The 16,880-nt window shown below is 64.4% G+C and carries 16 protein-coding genes; 10 read left to right on the forward strand and 6 right to left on the reverse strand.

Translation table 11 applies throughout. The features are described 5' to 3' along the window. Positions 1-54: 54 nt before the first annotated feature. A complete protein-coding gene (oprI, locus tag PSm6_RS20015; protein WP_003448337.1) occupies positions 55-306 on the reverse strand; it encodes an outer membrane lipoprotei OprI in 252 nt (83 codons plus the stop codon). Positions 307-759: 453 nt separating this feature from the next. Between oprI and PSm6_RS20020 the strand changes: the two genes are divergently transcribed. Continuing rightward, positions 760-2,031, forward strand: a complete 1,272-nt coding sequence (locus PSm6_RS20020) for an aq_1923 C-terminal domain (protein ID WP_043243275.1) — start codon at positions 760-762, stop codon at positions 2,029-2,031. A gap of 19 nt (positions 2,032-2,050) precedes the next feature. Further along, a complete protein-coding gene (locus PSm6_RS20025) occupies positions 2,051-2,332 on the forward strand; it encodes a GNAT family N-acetyltransferase (RefSeq protein ID WP_021220347.1) in 282 nt (93 codons plus the stop codon). 59 nt (positions 2,333-2,391) lie between these two features. On the opposite strand, the gene PSm6_RS20030 is transcribed toward PSm6_RS20025, so the two are convergent. Next, positions 2,392-3,468 (reverse strand): 3-deoxy-7-phosphoheptulonate synthase, encoded by a 1,077-nt coding sequence (locus PSm6_RS20030; RefSeq protein ID WP_043243276.1) that lies wholly within the window; start codon positions 3,466-3,468, stop codon positions 2,392-2,394. A 161-nt stretch (positions 3,469-3,629) separates the two neighbouring features. Further along, entirely contained in the window at positions 3,630-4,049 is a 420-nt protein-coding gene (locus PSm6_RS20035; RefSeq protein ID WP_021220345.1) for a PilZ domain-containing protein, read from the reverse strand. A 51-nt stretch (positions 4,050-4,100) separates the two neighbouring features. On the opposite strand from PSm6_RS20035, the gene PSm6_RS20040 reads away from it, so the two are divergent. From PSm6_RS20040 to cysB, 5 genes are all read left to right on the forward strand, one after another. Then, positions 4,101-4,436 carry a YbbN family protein gene (locus tag PSm6_RS20040; protein ID WP_021220344.1) on the forward strand — a complete coding sequence of 112 codons (336 nt, stop codon included), beginning with the start codon at positions 4,101-4,103 and terminating at the stop codon, positions 4,434-4,436. Continuing rightward, positions 4,436-5,392: a putative 2-dehydropantoate 2-reductase gene (locus PSm6_RS20045; RefSeq protein WP_021220343.1), complete on the forward strand. Its 957-nt coding sequence runs from the start codon at positions 4,436-4,438 to the stop codon at positions 5,390-5,392. The genes PSm6_RS20040 and PSm6_RS20045 overlap by 1 nt, the downstream gene beginning before the upstream one ends. Positions 5,393-5,402: 10 nt before the next feature. Further along, positions 5,403-6,308, forward strand: a complete 906-nt coding sequence (locus tag PSm6_RS20050; protein ID WP_021220342.1) for a 5'-nucleotidase — start codon at positions 5,403-5,405, stop codon at positions 6,306-6,308. 43 nt (positions 6,309-6,351) lie between these two features. After that, positions 6,352-6,852, forward strand: coding sequence for a universal stress protein (locus PSm6_RS20055; RefSeq protein WP_021220341.1), 501 nt, complete (start codon positions 6,352-6,354; stop codon positions 6,850-6,852). Between the two features lie 121 nt (positions 6,853-6,973). Next, positions 6,974-7,948 carry an HTH-type transcriptional regulator CysB gene (cysB, locus tag PSm6_RS20060; protein ID WP_021220340.1) on the forward strand — a complete coding sequence of 325 codons (975 nt, stop codon included), beginning with the start codon at positions 6,974-6,976 and terminating at the stop codon, positions 7,946-7,948. 43 nt (positions 7,949-7,991) lie between these two features. Here the strand turns inward: cysB and PSm6_RS20065 are convergent, their stop codons facing one another. Then, positions 7,992-8,267 carry a hypothetical protein gene (locus tag PSm6_RS20065; protein WP_021220339.1) on the reverse strand — a complete coding sequence of 92 codons (276 nt, stop codon included), beginning with the start codon at positions 8,265-8,267 and terminating at the stop codon, positions 7,992-7,994. A 4-nt stretch (positions 8,268-8,271) separates the two neighbouring features. Continuing rightward, positions 8,272-9,006, reverse strand: a complete 735-nt coding sequence (locus tag PSm6_RS20070) for a phosphoadenylyl-sulfate reductase (protein ID WP_043243277.1) — start codon at positions 9,004-9,006, stop codon at positions 8,272-8,274. 190 nt (positions 9,007-9,196) lie between these two features. Between PSm6_RS20070 and thrH the strand changes: the two genes are divergently transcribed. Continuing rightward, positions 9,197-9,814 (forward strand): bifunctional phosphoserine phosphatase/homoserine phosphotransferase ThrH, encoded by a 618-nt coding sequence (thrH, locus tag PSm6_RS20075; protein ID WP_021220337.1) that lies wholly within the window; start codon positions 9,197-9,199, stop codon positions 9,812-9,814. A 75-nt stretch (positions 9,815-9,889) separates the two neighbouring features. Here the strand turns inward: thrH and pabB are convergent, their stop codons facing one another. Further along, positions 9,890-11,236: an aminodeoxychorismate synthase component I gene (gene pabB, locus PSm6_RS20080; protein WP_043243279.1), complete on the reverse strand. Its 1,347-nt coding sequence runs from the start codon at positions 11,234-11,236 to the stop codon at positions 9,890-9,892. Between the two features lie 163 nt (positions 11,237-11,399). Between pabB and PSm6_RS20085 the strand changes: the two genes are divergently transcribed. Continuing rightward, entirely contained in the window at positions 11,400-14,114 is a 2,715-nt protein-coding gene (locus PSm6_RS20085; RefSeq protein ID WP_265168046.1) for a winged helix-turn-helix domain-containing protein, read from the forward strand. Next, entirely contained in the window at positions 14,111-16,819 is a 2,709-nt protein-coding gene (locus PSm6_RS20090) for a helix-turn-helix transcriptional regulator (protein ID WP_043243281.1), read from the forward strand. Before PSm6_RS20085 ends, PSm6_RS20090 begins: the two co-directional genes overlap by 4 nt. The last annotated feature ends 61 nt before the right edge of the window (positions 16,820-16,880 follow it).

Genomic DNA, 16,880 nt, shown 5'->3' on the forward strand with positions numbered 1-16,880 from the left:
TAAAAAAACCGACCCAGTGAACTGGGTCGGTTCGAGTAAAAGCCTTGTGGGCTATTACTTGCGGCTGGCTTTTTCCAGCATACGCAGAGCGCGCTCGTTAGCCTCGTCAGCAGTTTGCTGGGCTTTCTGAGCGGCGGCCAGAGCTTCGTCAGCCTTGCGGTAGGCTTCATCGGCACGGGCTTGAGCGCGAGCGGCTGCATCTTCAGTTGCAGTCAGACGGGCTTCGGTTTCTTTGGAGACGCTGCTGCAACCGGTGGCCAGAACTGCTGCCAGAGCCAGAGCAGAGAATTTCAGAACGTTGTTCATCGTGTTCCCCTTAAGGTGGACATTTCCATAAAAGCAATTCCCCGAGCTTGGGAAATTAGCCGGCGTACATACTACCCATAACTTGTAGTAAGTAAACTGACGAGGTGCAAGGAGGGGTGTTTTTTTTCACCTTCCCAGCCATTTCCGACGGTGCCTGTTCAAAAAGTATCCAGTTGGATAGTCCGTGAGCAGGTGAAGTTCAAAGTTTAGCCGAAGATGACGGAGATACCCTGTCGGCCCCGGCCTGGTTGGGTGGGGCTGTTTGTCGAGAAATGACAGGCGTGGGTCGCTTTTGCATGTTTGCTGCTATGCGCGGATGTAAAGACCACAACTTCCCGTTCGTTACGGTGAACTGGTTCTTCATATTGTGGGAAATGCCGTGGATGGCCCATGGGCGCACTGATAAGCTGCGCCGGTTTTCATCCCGCATTCCAGGACATCAAGGACGGCGTTATGGCAAGACTACTTAAGTGGGTGGTGCTCGCGGCGCTCGCGCTGGCGTTAATCATCAAACTCTCCCTGTACCTTTCGGTCAGGTCGATCATGAATGATGCGATCCAGCAGCTTTCGCCGATCATGGACATCAGCTACGGCGGCATCACCTCGTCCTTCGACGGCCGCGTCGGCCTGGAGAACCTCAAGGTTCGTGTCCCCGCGCTGGGCGACAGCGTGCAGGTGACCCATGCCGAGCTGAAGTTCAATGGCCTGCGCGAGCTGCTCAGCTTCAAGGAGCGCCTGGACGAGGGCAAGTTCCCGAAGCAGATGGCCATGCGCCTGAAGGGCCTGATGCTGGACGTGCATGGTCCCTTCATGCAGCAGCTCTACGATGCGCCGACCGAACGCAGCATCTTCACCGCGATGAGCGAAGTGGCGTGCGGCAAGATCAACCATATCGGCACCAATGAGCTGCTCGACATGGGTTACCGCACCTTCGAGACCGACGCCGAGTTCTCCTACCTGTTCGAGCCCGGCGCGCAGAAGCTGACCTTCAATCTCACGTCCGATACCCGTGACATGGGCGAGACCCGCGTCAGCATGGCGCTGTCGAACATGTCCGAGAAGCCGGGCGACCTGCGGGTCAACCCGCCGCGCCTGTCCAGCGTCGTCTTCGAACTCAACGACAACCAGTACCAGCGCAAGGTGCAGGAATACTGCGCCGGTAAATTGGGCCAGCCCGCCGATGTCTATCTGAAGACCGCCGTGGAGCAGCTCGATCGCGTGCTGCGGGCGCAGAAGATCGCTCTCGAGCAGCCGTTGCTGGATGCCTACGGGCGCTACCTGAAGGACCCGCAATCGCTGCGCGTCGAGCTGACCCCGACCGAGGGCATGAGCTGGGACGGCCTGCAGTTCTTCGAGCCCAAGGATGTGGTCGGTATGCTGCGCCCGGTGCTGCTGGTCAACCAGCAGGCGGTGCAGCCGATCGCCTTCGCCTGGGTCGACCCGGGCAAGCGTCCCGAGATGGGGGTTAACGAGATGGTTTCGGTAACGTCGGAAAATACCGACGCCCCAGGTGCCTTGCCGAAGTACGAGTTCGTCAAGGTATCCAGCCTGCAGGACTACGCAGGCAAGCGACTGCAGTTCATCACCTTCGATGGCGCCTATTACCAGGGTGTATTACATAAAGTGGAGAACGGTAAGGCTTTCCTGAGTGTCCAATTTGGCTCCGGCTCCGCCGAAATGTTTCTTCGGCTGGAAAAGATAGATAAGGTACGGGTGTTGTTCTAAAACCCCCTGAGGAGTTGCGATGAGCGAGGCGCTGTCCATCCACCATGACCAGGCAGGTCATCAGTTCGAGACCACCGTGGACGGTCATCGTGCTTACCTTGCCTACATGGACTTGGGCAAACAGACATTGGACATCTATCGCACCTTCGTGCCGAACGCGCTGCGTGGCAGGGGCATCGCCGCAGCGCTCACCGAGCGCGCGCTGGGCTTCGCTGAAGACCAGGGCTATACGGTGATCCCCTCCTGCTCCTATGTGGAGCGCTACATCGAGCGTCGCCAGCGTCACGCCCCCAAGGGCTGAGCTGGAAGCTGAAACGAAAACGCCGGGCAGATGCCCGGCGTTTTTCATTGCGCGGTCGATCAGCCGCGCTGGCGCTTGGGCAGCACGTCCTTGAGTTTGGCGTGCATGCTGCGCAGGGTCTTCTCGGTGGTTTCCCAGTCGATGCAGGCATCGGTGATCGATACGCCGTACTTCAGCTGGTTCAGGTCCTTGGGAATGGACTGGCTGCCCCAGCCGAGGTGGCTTTCCACCATCAGGCCGACGATGGAGCCGTTGCCTTCGAGGATCTGGTTGGCGACGTTGTCCATCACCAGCGGCTGCAGGGCCGGGTCCTTGTTGGAGTTGGCGTGGCTGCAGTCGACCATGATGTTCGGCTTGATGCCGGCTTTGGTCAGTTCCTGCTCACAAATGGCAACGCTCACCGAGTCGTAGTTGGGTTTGCCGTTGCCGCCGCGCAGCACGACATGGCCATAGGCGTTGCCCTTGGTGGTGACGATGGAGACGCCACCTTCCTGGTTGATGCCGAGGAAACGGTGCGGGCTGGAGACCGATTGCAGGGCGTTGATCGCCACGGTCAGGCTGCCGTCGGTGCCGTTCTTGAAGCCGACCGCCGAAGACAGGCCCGAGGCCATCTCGCGGTGGGTCTGGGATTCGGTGGTGCGGGCGCCAATGGCGGACCAGCTGATCAGGTCCTGCAGGTACTGCGGGGAGATCGGGTCCAGCGCCTCGGTGGCGGTGGGCAGGCCTTTCTCGGCCAGGTCGCGCAGCAGTTGGCGACCGATGTGCAGGCCATCCTGGATCTTGAAGGAGTCGTCCAGGTAGGGGTCGTTGATCAGGCCTTTCCAGCCGACGGTGGTGCGCGGCTTCTCGAAGTACACGCGCATGACCAGGAACAGCGTGTCGGAGACCTCGGCAGCCAGGCCCTTGAGGCGATCGGCGTATTCGTGTGCGGCCTTGATGTCGTGGATCGAGCAGGGGCCGACCACCACGAACAGGCGATGATCCTTGCCATCGAGGATGTTGCGCACCACTTCGCGGCCATGGGCGACGGTGTGCAATGCGGCGTCGGTGAGCGGAATCTCGCGTTTCAGTTGCTCCGGCGTGATCAGGGTCTCGTTGGAGGCAACGTTAAGGTCGTCGATCGGTAAATCAGCCATCGTGCTAGTCATCAGGTCAGTCGTCAGGTCACAGGTGCGGGCCGCCAGCCATCCCGGAGCGGCGGGGCACGGCATTTGAGTGCGCGTCGGGGACGCGGAACCTTAACGCGTTACACGCTGGCTCGACAATGGCGCGAAGGGAGCAAATAGGCGGAAAATGCTCAGTTCAGGCTGGCAGCGGAGAACTCGGCGGCGTGTCGGGCGATCCATTCCTGGGCGATGCGCTCGATCGGCAGTTCCTCACCGGCCTCCAGCTCGCGCTGCTTACGGTAGACCTCGATCTGGCAGACCTGCTCGACCATGCGTGCGCGGAACAGGGTTTCCTCGTCGGTGAAGCAGATGCCCACCAGATAGTCGTCGGGCTGCTTGCGGCACCAGGCGACGATGCCCGCATAGCGCGCCTCGTCGCCCAGCAGGGGGATGCGCAGCTCGATCGCGGTGCCCTTGCGAAAGCCCCGCAGCGAGTTGCAGGCAACGCCGCCGAGGCTGATATTGTGCAGCCGCTGTCGCGGCAGGAAGCTGTGCTTGCGCAGTACCAGCTCTACAGGCAGATCGCTGGGGTGACGCAGGAATCGACGCATTTTTTGTGAACTCCGGATGCCATTATTCTGGCATCTCTTAGGGGCAGTATAGTGCGCGAACTGGAACTGACTGATTTCGATGCGGACCAGCAACTGCTGGGCCTGCCGGGCACCTCCCTGGTGATATTCACCAGCATAGGTTGTGCCAGTTGCCGCTGGGCGCGGCGCCATCTGTCGCAGATGCCCCTGGGCATCGACAGATTGTGCTGGATAGACGCCGGCAATAATGGTGGCCTGGTGCAGCGCTACGAGGTATTCCACCTGCCTGCACTGTTCGTGGTGCGGGATGGACAATTTCTTGGCGCCCTGCGCAGCACGCTGCAGGGCGACGACCTGAACCGCAACCTGGACGAGGCACTGGCCCGCCAGGCAGAGGAGCTTCCCTGATGACCCACACCCAGCAACCGCGCATCGGCATCATCGGTACCGGTGCCATCGGCGGCTTCTACGGCTTGCTGCTGGCCCGCGCGGGCTTCGACGTGCACTTCCTGCTGCGCAGCGAATACGAGGCCGTGCGTGCCAATGGCCTGCAGCTCAACAGCGCTGTGCACGGCGCCCTGACCCTGAACCCCGTGCAGGCCTATCGCGAGGTGGCCGAGATGCCGCCCTGCGACTGGCTGCTGGTGGGCGCCAAGACCACCAGCAACGCCGACCTGGCACCGCTGATCGCCCGTGCCGCAGCTCCGGGCGCCAAGGTGGTGCTGCTGCAGAACGGCTTGGCCGTCGAGGACGCGCTGCGCCCGCTGCTGCCGGATTCGCTGCACCTGCTGGGCGGGCTCTGCTACATCTGCGTCCACCGCGATGCACCGGGCGTCATCGAGCACCAGTCCCTGGGGGCGGTGAACCTCGGCTACCACTCCGGCCCGGCCAGCGATGATGGCGCGCGCCAGGCGCTGCTGGAGGAGGGCGTCGGGCTGTTCCGCGCGGCGGGGCTCGATTCCACCGGCATGCCCAACCTCGACCAGGCGCGCTGGCAGAAGCTGGTGTGGAACGTGCCCTACAACGGCCTTTCGGTCCTGCTCGACGCCGGCACCACGGCCTTGATGCGCAACGCCGATGCCCGCGAGCTGATCCAGGCGATCATGCAGGAAGTGGTGGAGGGCGCCCTGGCTTGCGGTCACAGCCTGCCGGAAGGGTTCGCCGGCAAGCTGCTGGCCTCCACCGATCGCATGCCCGACTACCTGCCCAGCATGTACCACGACTTCGCCCAGCGCCGGCCGCTGGAGCTGGAGGCCATCTATGCTGCACCCCTGGCAGCGGCCGCTGCGGCCGGCAAGGAATTGCCGCGCATCCGTGCGCTCTACCAGGCACTGCGTTTCATCGACGCGCGCAACCAGCAATAAGGAGAAGGGCATGGCGGGAGGACTGGCGGACAAACTGGTGCTGGCGATTTCCTCGCGGGCGCTGTTCGACCTCAATGAAAGCCACCGGGTGTATGAGGCCGAAGGCATCGAAGCCTACCGTCAGTACCAGATCGAGCACGAAGACGAAGTGCTCGAGCAGGGCGACGCCTTCCCCCTGGTGCAGAAACTGCTCGGCCTCAACAGCGAGTTGGGGCAGGCGCGGGTCGAGGTGATCCTGGTGTCGCGCAACAGCGCCGATACCGGACTGCGCGCGTTCAACTCGATCCAGCAGCATGGCCTGGCCATCTCCCGCGCGGCCTTCTCCGGCGGCCGCAGCCCGGGGCCTTATCTCAAGGCGTTCGGTTGCCACCTGTTCCTTTCCACCCATGTGGACGACGTGCGCGCTGCACTGCAAAGCGGCTTCGCTTCGGCAACCATCCTGTCCGGTGGGCCGCGCCGGGCCGCCAGCAACGAACTGCGCATCGCCTTCGACGGTGACGCGGTGCTGTTTTCCGACGACTCCGAGCGCGTCTACCAGCGTGGCGGGCTCGAAGCCTTCCAGGCCTACGAGCGCGAAGCTGCGCTGACGCCGCTGGACGGCGGTCCCTTCAAGCCCTTCCTCTCGGCGCTCAACCGCCTGCAGCAGGAATTCCCCGCCGACGCCTGTCCCATCCGCACGGCCCTGGTCACCGCGCGCTCGGCGCCGGCCCATGAGCGGGTCATCCGTACCTTGCGCGAGTGGGACATCCGCCTCGACGAATCCTTCTTCCTCGGTGGGCTGGAAAAGTCCTCGATCCTCGATGCCTTTGGCGCCGACGTGTTCTTCGACGACCAGGCCGGGCATTGCGAGAAAGCCCGCGAAGTGGTCGCTACGGGCCATGTGCCGCACGGTGTAAGCAACGAACCGCAGATCTGACTAAGCTGAGACGAGGCCCGCCACCCAGGCAGTAGGAGGCCTCATGATTCGTTCGATTCTCTACGCCACCGACCTTGGCCTCTATGCCCCCTACGTGCTGCAGCACGCCCTCTCGCTCGCCCGGGTCTATCAGGCCGAGCTCTACGTGGTGCACGCGGTGGAGCCCCTCGGGTTGTTCGCCGAGTCGGTCCTGCAGACCTACCTGGATGAAGAGCGCCTTGCCGACCTGCGCAGCAAGGGCCTGGGAACCGTCATGGCCAGCATCGAACAGCGTGTGCTGGAAGGGTTCCGCGACGAGATGGGTGACGCCCAGAGCGAACTGGGGATGATCCGCGCGGTGCGCGTGGTGCAGGGCGACCCGGCCCAGGTGATTCTCGAAGAGGCGCAGAAACTCGGGGTGGATTTGCTGGTCGTAGGCAGTCATAGCCATGGCGCTGCGCTCGATACGCCCCTGGGGCGGACGTCGGCGCGGCTGGTGCAGTTATCCGATGTGCCGGTGTACCTGGTGCCCATGCTGCAGCACCGGGGCAGGGGAGAGCTGTGACGGCGATTACGAATGACGTGCAAAACTGAAAAAAACGTCTAGTTTTATCCATCAAACCATTAATATGGTTATAAACGTCGCCGACCATCCATTGCGTCGTCATTTGCTTTGAGGGACATCTATGAAGCTTCAGCAACTGCGCTACATCTGGGAAGTGGCGCACCACGACCTCAACGTGTCGGCCACCGCGCAAAGCCTTTACACCTCGCAACCAGGTATCAGCAAGCAGATCCGCCTGCTCGAGGATGAACTGGGCGTCGAAGTATTCGCCCGCAGCGGCAAGCACCTCACCCGCGTCACTCCGGCGGGCGAGCGCATCATCACCACCGCCGGGGAAATCCTGCGCAAGGTGGAAAGCATCAAGCAGATCGCCCAGGAATTCTCCAACGAGAAGAAGGGCACCCTGTCCATCGCCACCACCCACACCCAGGCGCGCTACGCGTTGCCGCCGGTGATCAGCAACTTCATCCGCCAGTACCCGGACGTGGCCCTGCACATGCACCAGGGCACGCCGATGCAGATCGCCGAGATGGCCGCCGACGGCACCGTCGACTTCGCCATCGCCACCGAGGCCCTGGAGCTGTTCGGTGACCTGGTGATGATGCCCTGCTACCGCTGGAACCGCTGCGTGATCGTGCCCCAGGGCCACCCGCTGACCAAACTGCCGAAGCTGACCCTGGAAGCGCTCGCCGAGCACCCCATCGTCACCTACGTGTTCGGTTTCACAGGCCGTTCGAAGCTGGACGAAGCCTTCAGCCATCGCGGCCTGACGCCGAAGGTGGTGTTCACCGCGGCCGACGCCGACGTGATCAAGACCTATGTGCGCCTCGGTCTGGGCGTGGGCATCGTCGCCAAGATGGCGGTGGACCCCAAGCTCGACAGCGACCTCGTGGTACTGGATGCCGGCGAGCTGTTCGAATCCAGCGTGACCAAGATCGGCTTCCGTCGCGGCACCTTCCTGCGCGGCTTCATGTGCGACTTCATCGAGAAGTTCGCCCCGCACCTGACTCGCGACATGCTGGCCAAGGCGGTGCAGTGCCACAACAAGGCCGAGCTGGATGACCTGTTCCACGACGTCGAGCTGCCGACCTACTGAGTCGACGCCCGCAAACGAAAAGCCCGGCATCTGCCGGGCTTTTTCATTCTGCTTCGAGCACTTGGTGCAGGAACTCATGGAACACGGTGTAGACCTGCTCGCTGCCGTCGTCGCGACGCACCACGAAGAAGGGCGCGGTGTCGATGCCGTAGTGCTGGGCGACCATCCAGCCGCTGCTGGCCGGGTTGCGCTCGTCCGCCACCATCACCCGGTCGATGCGCCCCATGTAGCCGCCACGTTCCAGCAGGCGCTGCACATCCTTGCACTTGTCGCAGTCCTCGCCATCGGCCAGGACCTTCTTCACCAGGGTGATCTTCATCGGTTCAGTTCTTCGCGATCAGGTTGCCGGCGTGCAGCCCGCACTCCTTCTGCGTGGCTTCTTCCCACCACCAGCGGCCTTCGCGTTCGTGCTGGTTGGGCAGCACGGGGCGGGTGCAGGGCTCGCAGCCGATGCTGATGAAACCGCGCTCGTGCAGCGGGTTGTAGGGAATCTCCAGCATGCGGATGTAGGCCCAGACTTCGTCGCTGGGCATCTGCGCCAGGGGGTTGAACTTGTACAGCGGGTTGTCGGGCGTGGAGAAGGCGCCATCCAGTTCTACCGCCGCCACCTTGCTGCGGGTGCCGGGGCTCTGGTCGCGGCGCTGGCCGGTGGCCCATGCGCGCACGGTGGACAGCTTGCGCCGCAGCGGCTCGATCTTGCGGATGCCGCAGCACTCCTCGTGGCCGTCCTTGTAGAAGCTGAACAGGCCCTTCTCGCGAACGAAGGGCTCCAGCTTGGTGGCGTCGGGGGAAAGCAGCTCGATGGTGATGCCGTAGTGCTCGCGGACCTTCTCGATGAAGCGGTAGGTTTCCGGGTGCAGGCGACCGGTATCCAGGCTGAACACCTTGACGTTCTTGTTGAGCTTCCAGGCCATGTCCACCAGCACCACGTCCTCGGCACCGCTGAAGGACAGCCACAGGTCGTCGCCGAAGTGTTCGAAGGCGAGCTTGAGGATGTCCTGGGGGGATTTGCTGGCGTAGGCCGCGGCGATCTCGGCGACGTCGAAGGGTTGGCTCATCAGGCGGTTTTCCTAGTTGAAATGGCGCTACGCGCTCTGTGGCGCGGATGGTAGCAAAAGCAACTTATGCGCCTAAATAACCATAAGGCAGGGGGACTGCCCTGTTTGGGTATAAGTGCCGCGTTGCGTGGCTGCGGGTGAAAAGCTAGAGTGCCGCCTCCCTAACAATTCAATAACCGAGGAATGTCTCGTGGAAATCGCCTGTCTCGACCTGGAAGGTGTGCTGGTTCCGGAAATCTGGATCGCCTTCGCCGAAAAAACTGGAATCGACGCGCTCAAGGCCACGACCCGCGATATTCCCGACTATGACGTGCTGATGAAGCAGCGCCTGCGCATCCTCGACGAGCACGGCCTCAAGCTGTCCGACATCCAGGAAGTGATCGCCACCCTGAAGCCGCTGGAAGGCGCGGTGGAGTTCGTCGACTGGCTGCGCGAGCGCTTCCAGGTGGTGATCCTCTCCGACACCTTCTACGAGTTCTCCCAGCCGCTGATGCGCCAGCTCGGCTTCCCGGCCCTGCTGTGCCACAAGCTGATCACCGACGACACCGACCGCGTCGTGGGCTACCAACTGCGCCAGAAGGACCCGAAGCGCCAGTCGGTGATCGCCTTCAAGAGCCTCTACTACCGTGTGATCGCTGCTGGCGACTCCTACAACGACACCACCATGCTCGCCGAGGCCCACGCCGGCATCCTGTTCCATGCCCCGGAAAACGTGATCCGCGAGTTCCCGCAGTTCCCGGCGGTGCACACCTACGAGGACCTCAAGCGTGAGTTCCTCAAGGCGTCCGATCGCCAGCTGAGCCTCTGAGCCCAGCCATGAAAAAGCCCGCGAAAGCGGGCTTTTTCGTTTCTGCGTCTGCGTGGCGCTGGGCGAATGGAGCTCCTACAAGCCTTCCAGGGTGCGCAACAGCACCTGCACCTTGGTGATGGATTCGCAGTACTCCTCTTCCCACTGGGAGTCGGCGACGATGCCGCCACCGCCCCAGCAACTGGCGACGCCGTCCTTCACCAGCAGGGTGCGGATGGCGATGGAGCTGTCCATCTCCCCGCGCACGTCGAGGTAGACCAGCGAGCCGCAGTAGATGGTGCGACGGGTCGGCTCCAGCTCGTCGATGATCTGCATGGCGCGGATCTTCGGCGCACCGGTGATGGAGCCGCCGGGGAAGCTGCCCACCAGCAGGTCCAGTGCGTCCTTGCCTTCGGCCAGGGTGCCGCTCACAGCGCTGACCAAGTGGTGCACGTTGGGGTAGCTCTCCAGGGCGAACAGCTCGGGCACCTTCACGCTGCCGGTGGCGCAGCTGCGACCCAGGTCATTGCGCAGCAGGTCGACGATCATCAGGTTCTCGGCCCGGTCCTTGGGGCTCGCCAGCAGCTCTGCGGCCTGTTCGGCGTCCTCGTCCGGCGTGCGGCCCCGGGGGCGGGTGCCCTTGATCGGGCGGGTTTCCACCTGGCCCTTGCTCAGCTTGATGAAGCGCTCTGGGGAGAGGCTGAGGATGGCGCCGCCACCGGCCAGGGCCTGGTAGGCGGAGAAGGGCGTGGAGCAGGCCTCGCGCAGGGCCAGGTAGGCCGCCCAGGGATCGCCCTGGCAGGGCGCCTGGAAGCGCTGGGCGAAGTTCACCTGGTAGCAGTCACCGGCAGCGATGTACGACTGGATGCGTTCGATGGCCGTTCTGTAAGCGGTTTGCGACAGATCGGCCTGAAAGGCGCGGGTAAGACGAAATTCCTCGACGTTGTCGGGATTTTCCGCGCACTCGAACAGGTCTATCAGTCGCAGTCGCTCGCTTTCGGCGAGACTCGGGTGGAATACCAACTGGCTGGTGCGGTGCTGGTGGTCGCTGACCAGGGCCCAGGCATAGAGGCCGAGTTGGGCGTCCGGCAGGTGGCGGTCATCCAGGGCCTGCTCGGGCAGTTGCTCCAGCCGGCGGCCGAAGTCATAGGAAAAATATCCCATCAATCCGCCCGTGAATGGCAGTTCCACGGTATCGGGGGAATCCGCCGGGCCCAGCTGCTGCAAGGTCCCGCGAAGGCGGCAAATAAAGTCGTTGGCCGATTCGTCGGGTCCCGGCGCCAGTTCTGCCAATGGCCAGGCGCTGAATAGGTCATAGCGTCCACGACTGGCAATGGGCCGGCCGGCGTCGAGCAGCACCGCTCCGGGTGCATGGCGGACGAGGGCGAAACGCTGTCCCGGGTGTTCGTGGTAGGGCAGAGGGTGTAGGAGGCAGTTGGGCATGATGGACGCAAAGAGGGCGCGAGTGAGGATTCTAGACCGCCTAAATTGTCGATCCTAGAGCCGTTTCTTAAGTTTACGCAGGAAATGCATTCTGATAATTATGGATAAATCCCGCGGGGTCATATCCCCGTCCCACAATGATAAAGATACAGGGATACAGGCCGTGGATGCAGTTCTCGACCCCGCAGCCGGCAGCCTACTGCGCTCAAAACTGATGACGCCCCAAGCGTCTGCCGACTATTTGCCACGACCGCAGGTGCAGGCGGTCCTGGCTGCACACCCTCACGCGCGCCTTTTGCTGTTCTCGGCGCCCGCAGGCTTTGGCAAGACCACCGCCCTGGCGACCCTCGCAGAACAACGGCGTGAGGCCGGTTCCGCTGTCGCCTGGTTCTCCCTCGGCAGCGAGGACGACAACCCCTCGCGCTTCTTCCAGCAACTGATCAAGACCCTGGGTGCCGCCGTGCCCGGCGTCGGTGCCCATGCGGCCGGCTTCCTGCAGAACACCATGCAGGTGCCTGTCGCTGCCGTGCTGGAAAGCCTGCTGGTGGAACTGACCGCACTGGAAGGGCCGCTGCTGCTGGTGCTGGATGACTTGCACCTGCTCAGCGACACGGAGATCTTCACCGCCCTCGGTCGCCTGGTGAAGATGGCGCCGGCCAATTTCACCCTCGCCATCGGCAGCCGCTCCCTGCCGCCGATGAACCTCGCCACCCTGCGTGCCAAGGGCTGGTTGCTGGAGATCGGCCTGGACGAGCTGCGCCTGACCGAGGACGAGACCCGCGACTACCTGGACCGCAGCGGCCTGGAGCTGGACGAGGCGACCCTCGCCGCGCTGCACAGCCAGACCGAAGGCTGGCTGATCGGCGTGCACCTCGCCAGCCTCTGGCTGCGCCACCAGCCCCAGGCCTCCGACCAGGTGCTGGCCATGGGCGGCGACCAGGCGGCCGTGGGCGACTACCTGCTGACCACCGTTTTCGAGCAGTTGCCGGCGGACCTGCAGGACGCCCTGCTGGCCCTCGGCATCGCCAGCCAGTTGAGCGGCGACCTGGCCAACGCCCTGACCGGGCGCAACGACGGCCAGGCCCTGCTGGAGCAGCTGGAAACCATGCAGCTGTTCCTCCTGCCCCTGGACCGCGAGCGCCAGTGGTACCGCTTCCATCACCTGTTTGCCGACTTCCTCCGGGCCCGCTTGGTGGCCCAGGAGCCGGAACGCTTCAAGCAACTGCACTTCAATGCCAGCCTGTGGTTCACCAACCACCACATGCAGAACCTCGCCATCGAGCACGCCTGCCTGGCCGAAGACCCGGAAATGCTCGCCGCGCTGGTGGACGGTTGCGGCCTGGAGCTGATCAACCGTGGCCAGCTGAACCAGATCTACCGCTGGCGCCAGTTCGTGCCCGACGACATCGCCGAGCGCTACCCGACGCTGATCCTCGCCGATGTGTGGAACCGCGCCACCGAGCTGGCTTTGCCCGAAGCCAACCAGATGCTCGACGAGCTGCTGGCGCGCTGGGGCGGTACCGGCGCCCAGGCGCCGCTCAGCGAGAAGTACCTGGCCGCGCTGGCGGTGAAGGCCGCCATCGCGCTGCAGAAGGACGACCTCGACCTCTGCGTGAGCCTGGCGCGCAAGGTGGAGGGCCTGCTCGGCCAGCACGAGGCCTTCCTCGAAGTGGCCATGCTGGTGATCGGTGCCCTGGCCCTGGTGATCCTCGCCCAGCCCGAACAGGCGCGACGTCTGCTGGCCCTGGCGCAGCAGCGCAACCACTTCCTCGAGGGTCGCTACCTCGACATGCAGCTGGGCAACGTGGAGGTGCTTCTCTCGCTGGAGCAGGGCCAGGTCAAGCAGGCCCAGTTGCTGCACGAGCAGATGCGCGCCCAACTGATGCCGTTGTTCGGCGAGAAGTCCCGGGCCCTGGCCCTGCCGGTGATCATCGAATCGCTGATCGCCTACCAGCAGGGACGCCTGGATGGCCTGGAAGAGCGCCTGCGCTGGGCGCTCAACCATGTCGACGTGATCAAGCCCATCGATATCTATGCCCAGGGCATGCTCTTCCTCGCGCGCATCCAACGCATGCAGGACAAGCCCAAGGAAGCCCTGGCCAGCCTGGTGCTGATGCAGAACCTGGCGGCGCGCAACCACTCCTGGCGCTTCTACGTGCAGGCGGTGGCCGACGAGGTGACCCTGATCCTCCAGGAGCCGGCGACCGACCGCATCAAGAGGGCCGAGCTGCGCCTGAAGGCGGTGGACTGGACCAAGCTCGCCGCCGACTACGCCAAGCGCGGCTTCAACCCGGTGCTCTGGACCCAGGGACTGATCCGCGTACGCCTGCAGCAGGCGCGTGGGCATTACAGCGAGGCGTTGCACGAGATCAACCAGTTGCGTGCCCAGCTGCAACCCGGCTGGCATGGCCTGCAGCGCCTGCGCCTGGACCTGCTGGCCGCCCTCAGCTACCAGCGTCTGGGCTACCAGGAACGGGCCCAGAGCCTGCTGGTGCAGTGCCTGCTCAGTGCCGAGCGCGAGGATGTGCGCAGCCTCTTCGTGGAGGAGGGCGATGCCATCCGCCTGCTGCTGCAGCAACTGGAAGCCGCCGAGCGCCAGCCCGCGCTGCAGGGGTTCATTCGCAGCCTGCTGGCCATCTGGCCGGGACAGGACGTACGCAAGTCACAGGATGTGCTGGAAGAAGGGCTCACCGACCGCGAACGCGAGGTGGTCCTGCTGGCGGCCAAGGGACTTTCCAACGAGGAAATCGGCCAGCAGCTCTCGCTGGCCCTGGGGACCGTGAAATGGCACCTGCACAACATCTACGAGAAGCTCAAGGTGCGCAATCGCACCCAGGCAATACGCCGGGCGCGGGAACTGGGGCTGCTGGAAGCATGAGCGCCCCGTCCAACGATGCGCTGCCCTTCCCGATGCTGCGTACCAAGCTCTTCCCGCCGGATTCCGGCGGCCGTCCACGCCTGGCGCGCAAGGCCCTGATCGACCGGCTGTTCGAGGCTCGCAGCCAGCGTGTGATGGTGCTCAGCGCCCCTGCCGGGTTCGGCAAGAGCACCGTGCTCAGCCTGTTCCGCGAGAAGCTGCAGCAAGCCGGTGCGCGGGTCGCCTGGCTGTCCTGCGATGATTCCGACAGCGAGCCCCAGCGCCTGTTGCAATACCTGGTCGCTGCGGTCGAGGCGGTGAAGCCGGGCTTCGGCAGCAACACCGCCGGGCTGCTGCGGGGTGAGGTGAACTGGCCGGTGGAGGCGATCATCGACGCCTTCGTCAGTGACCTGCAGCGCCTCGACGGCGAGCTCTACGTGATGCTCGACGACTTCCATCGCATCCGCCACGCCAGCCTGGAGCAGGGCGCCCGCCACCTGGTCGAGCGCCTGCCGCGCAACGTGCACCTGGTCAGCGCCACCCGCTTCACCCCGCGCAGCCTGTTCATCGAGGGCGAGGCCTTCACGCTGCAGGCCGAAGACCTGCGCCTGTCCCTCGAGGAAACCGAGGCGTATTTCCGCGAGGTCCGCGAGCTGGAGCTGAGCCGCAGCGAGCTGAAGCAGCTGCATGCCCGTACCGAGGGCTGGATCACCGCGCTGCACCTGGCCAGCCTGGCCCTGGCGCGGCACCCGGACCGCAAGGCCTTCCTCGCCAGCCTCAGCGGTACCGAGCGCAATATCGCCGACTACCTGGCCGAGGACGTGGTCAACAGCCTGCCCCTGGCCCTGCAGCAGTTCCTTGACCAGACCTCGGTGCTCGACGAGTTCTGCGCCGACCTGTGCAACGCCCTGACCGGCCGCCGCGATGGCCTGGACATGCTGATGCGCCTGCAGCGCGAGCAGCTCTTCGTCATCGCCCTGGACGAGCAGGGTGAATGGTTCCGCTACCACCACCTGTTCGCCGAATTCCTCCAGGGCCGCCTGCAACGCCATACCGACAGCGCCACGCTGCTGCATGCCGCCGCGCGCTGGTGCGAGAGCCACGACCTGCCGGACCGCGCCATCAAGTACGCCCTGCGCGGTCGTGACTACGGCTTCGCCGCCGAGTTGCTGGAGCGCCAGGGCGCTCGGCTGATCGCCGGCAACCGCGTCTACGGCATCCTCTCGATGCTCAAGGAAGTGCCCGCCGATGTGATCCGCGAGCACCCGGTGTTCCAGATCTTCTACGCCTGGCAGCTGGCCTTCGAGCAGAAATTCGCCGAGTCCGAGGCGCTGATCGAAGAGGTCAGCACCCGCCTGCTGCAGGGGCGCGGCAAGGTCATTCACTTCGGCCTCGGCGAGCTGCTGGCCGCCTCCCAGGTGCTCAAGGCGCTGGTGCTGCTGTACCAGGACAAACTGGAAAGCTGCCTCAAGGTCGCCCGCCAGTGGCTGGCCATGGTGCCGGACAACCAGCCAGTGTTCCGCGCCAGCCTGTCCTGCGTGCAGGCGGCGGCCTATGCGTTGCTGGGGGAGTTCGGCGACGCGTCGAAATCCATCGCCACCGCGCGGGATTGCCTGCGCATCGTCGACAGCGAATACCTGCATGTGATGACCAGCCTGATCGAGTCGCTGATCTGCAAGGAGAGCGGCGAGCTGGAACGCGGCCGCTCCATCGCCGAGATCGCCCGTGGCCGTGTCGAGCGGGTCTTCGGTCGTCGCAGCCGCGTGGGTGGGCCGCTGGTGTTGGCCTACGCCGACCTGCTTTACGAACAGGATCGCCATGCGGCGGTGCTCGCCGAACTGCCCCTGGCCACCACCTGGCGCGACGTGGCGACGCCGGTGGAGCTGATCAGCCGAGGGCAGTTGGTGATGGCGCGGGCGCGCTTCTTCGCCGGTGAACCGGAGCAGGCGCTCAATCAATTGGATGACTGGCTCGCCGGCCTCCAGGGGCCGGGTTACGAGCGGGTGTTCGCCCACGGCATGGGTTGCAAGGTGCAGTTCCTGCTGTGGCTGCGCCGCCCCAATGAAGCCGAGCGCGTGTGCCTGCAACTGGAGCGCCACCTGGCGGCCCTGCCGCTGGCGCGCTATGCCGATGCCCATACGGCGCTGGCCTTGTCCGTCGCTCGCCTGGCCCTGACCGAGCGGCGCCCGGAGAAGGCGCAGAGCGCGCTGGAAACCTGCCTCGCCCGCCAGGGCGCCGAACACCAGCGCGACCGGCGCCTGCGCCTGTCCCTGTTACTTTCCGTGGCTTACTGGCGCAAAGGTAACAGCGACAAGGCCTTCGCCCTGTTCCTGCCCACCATCGAGGAAGCCTGGAACCGCGGCTACCGGCGCCTGTTCCAGGACGATGCCCTGTGGCTGCTGCCCCTGTGGGAAGCCTGGCGTGCCGCCGAGCCCAAGAAGGCCGGGGCCTGGCAGGGCATTGCCGAGACGCTGCGCGAGCAGTGCCGGCGCCTGGCGGTGGACCCGGAAACCTTCGACGAGAACCAGGATGTGAGCCACCGCGAGCGGGAAATCCTGCGTTTCGTCGCGGCCGGCCTGTCCAACCGGGACATCGCCCAGGCGGTGCACCTGTCGGAAGCGACCATCAAATGGCACTTGCATAACCTGTTCGCCAAGCTGGGCGTGCGCAGCCGCACCCAGGCGGTGCTCAAGGGCAAGAGCCTGGGCCTGCTCAGCGAGGCCTGATGCCACTAAAAAAACAGCAAGTTGCCATCCTCCATCCCTTGGATGGGCTGGCAGCGGAGCG

This window comes from Pseudomonas solani (assembly GCF_026072635.1).
Taxonomy (GTDB): Bacteria; Pseudomonadota; Gammaproteobacteria; order Pseudomonadales; family Pseudomonadaceae; genus Metapseudomonas; species Metapseudomonas solani.

Excerpts from the sequence above, each read along its gene's own strand:
- PSm6_RS20070 (WP_043243277.1), bottom strand. The coding sequence starts at position 9,006 with ATGAGCCAACCCTTCGACGTCGCCGAGATCGCCGCGGCCTACGCCAGC.
- PSm6_RS20055 (WP_021220341.1), top strand. The coding sequence starts at position 6,352 with ATGATTCGTTCGATTCTCTACGCCACCGACCTTGGCCTCTATGCCCCC.
- PSm6_RS20050 (WP_021220342.1), top strand. The coding sequence starts at position 5,403 with ATGGCGGGAGGACTGGCGGACAAACTGGTGCTGGCGATTTCCTCGCGG.
- PSm6_RS20035 (WP_021220345.1), bottom strand. The coding sequence starts at position 4,049 with ATGCGTCGATTCCTGCGTCACCCCAGCGATCTGCCTGTAGAGCTGGTA.
- PSm6_RS20030 (WP_043243276.1), bottom strand. The coding sequence starts at position 3,468 with ATGGCTGATTTACCGATCGACGACCTTAACGTTGCCTCCAACGAGACC.
- PSm6_RS20065 (WP_021220339.1), bottom strand. The coding sequence starts at position 8,267 with ATGAAGATCACCCTGGTGAAGAAGGTCCTGGCCGATGGCGAGGACTGC.
- oprI (WP_003448337.1), bottom strand. The coding sequence starts at position 306 with ATGAACAACGTTCTGAAATTCTCTGCTCTGGCTCTGGCAGCAGTTCTG.
- pabB (WP_043243279.1), bottom strand. The coding sequence starts at position 11,236 with ATGCCCAACTGCCTCCTACACCCTCTGCCCTACCACGAACACCCGGGA.
- PSm6_RS20090 (WP_043243281.1), top strand. The coding sequence starts at position 14,111 with ATGAGCGCCCCGTCCAACGATGCGCTGCCCTTCCCGATGCTGCGTACC.
- PSm6_RS20020 (WP_043243275.1), top strand. The coding sequence starts at position 760 with ATGGCAAGACTACTTAAGTGGGTGGTGCTCGCGGCGCTCGCGCTGGCG.
- PSm6_RS20045 (WP_021220343.1), top strand. The coding sequence starts at position 4,436 with ATGACCCACACCCAGCAACCGCGCATCGGCATCATCGGTACCGGTGCC.
- cysB (WP_021220340.1), top strand. The coding sequence starts at position 6,974 with ATGAAGCTTCAGCAACTGCGCTACATCTGGGAAGTGGCGCACCACGAC.
- PSm6_RS20025 (WP_021220347.1), top strand. The coding sequence starts at position 2,051 with ATGAGCGAGGCGCTGTCCATCCACCATGACCAGGCAGGTCATCAGTTC.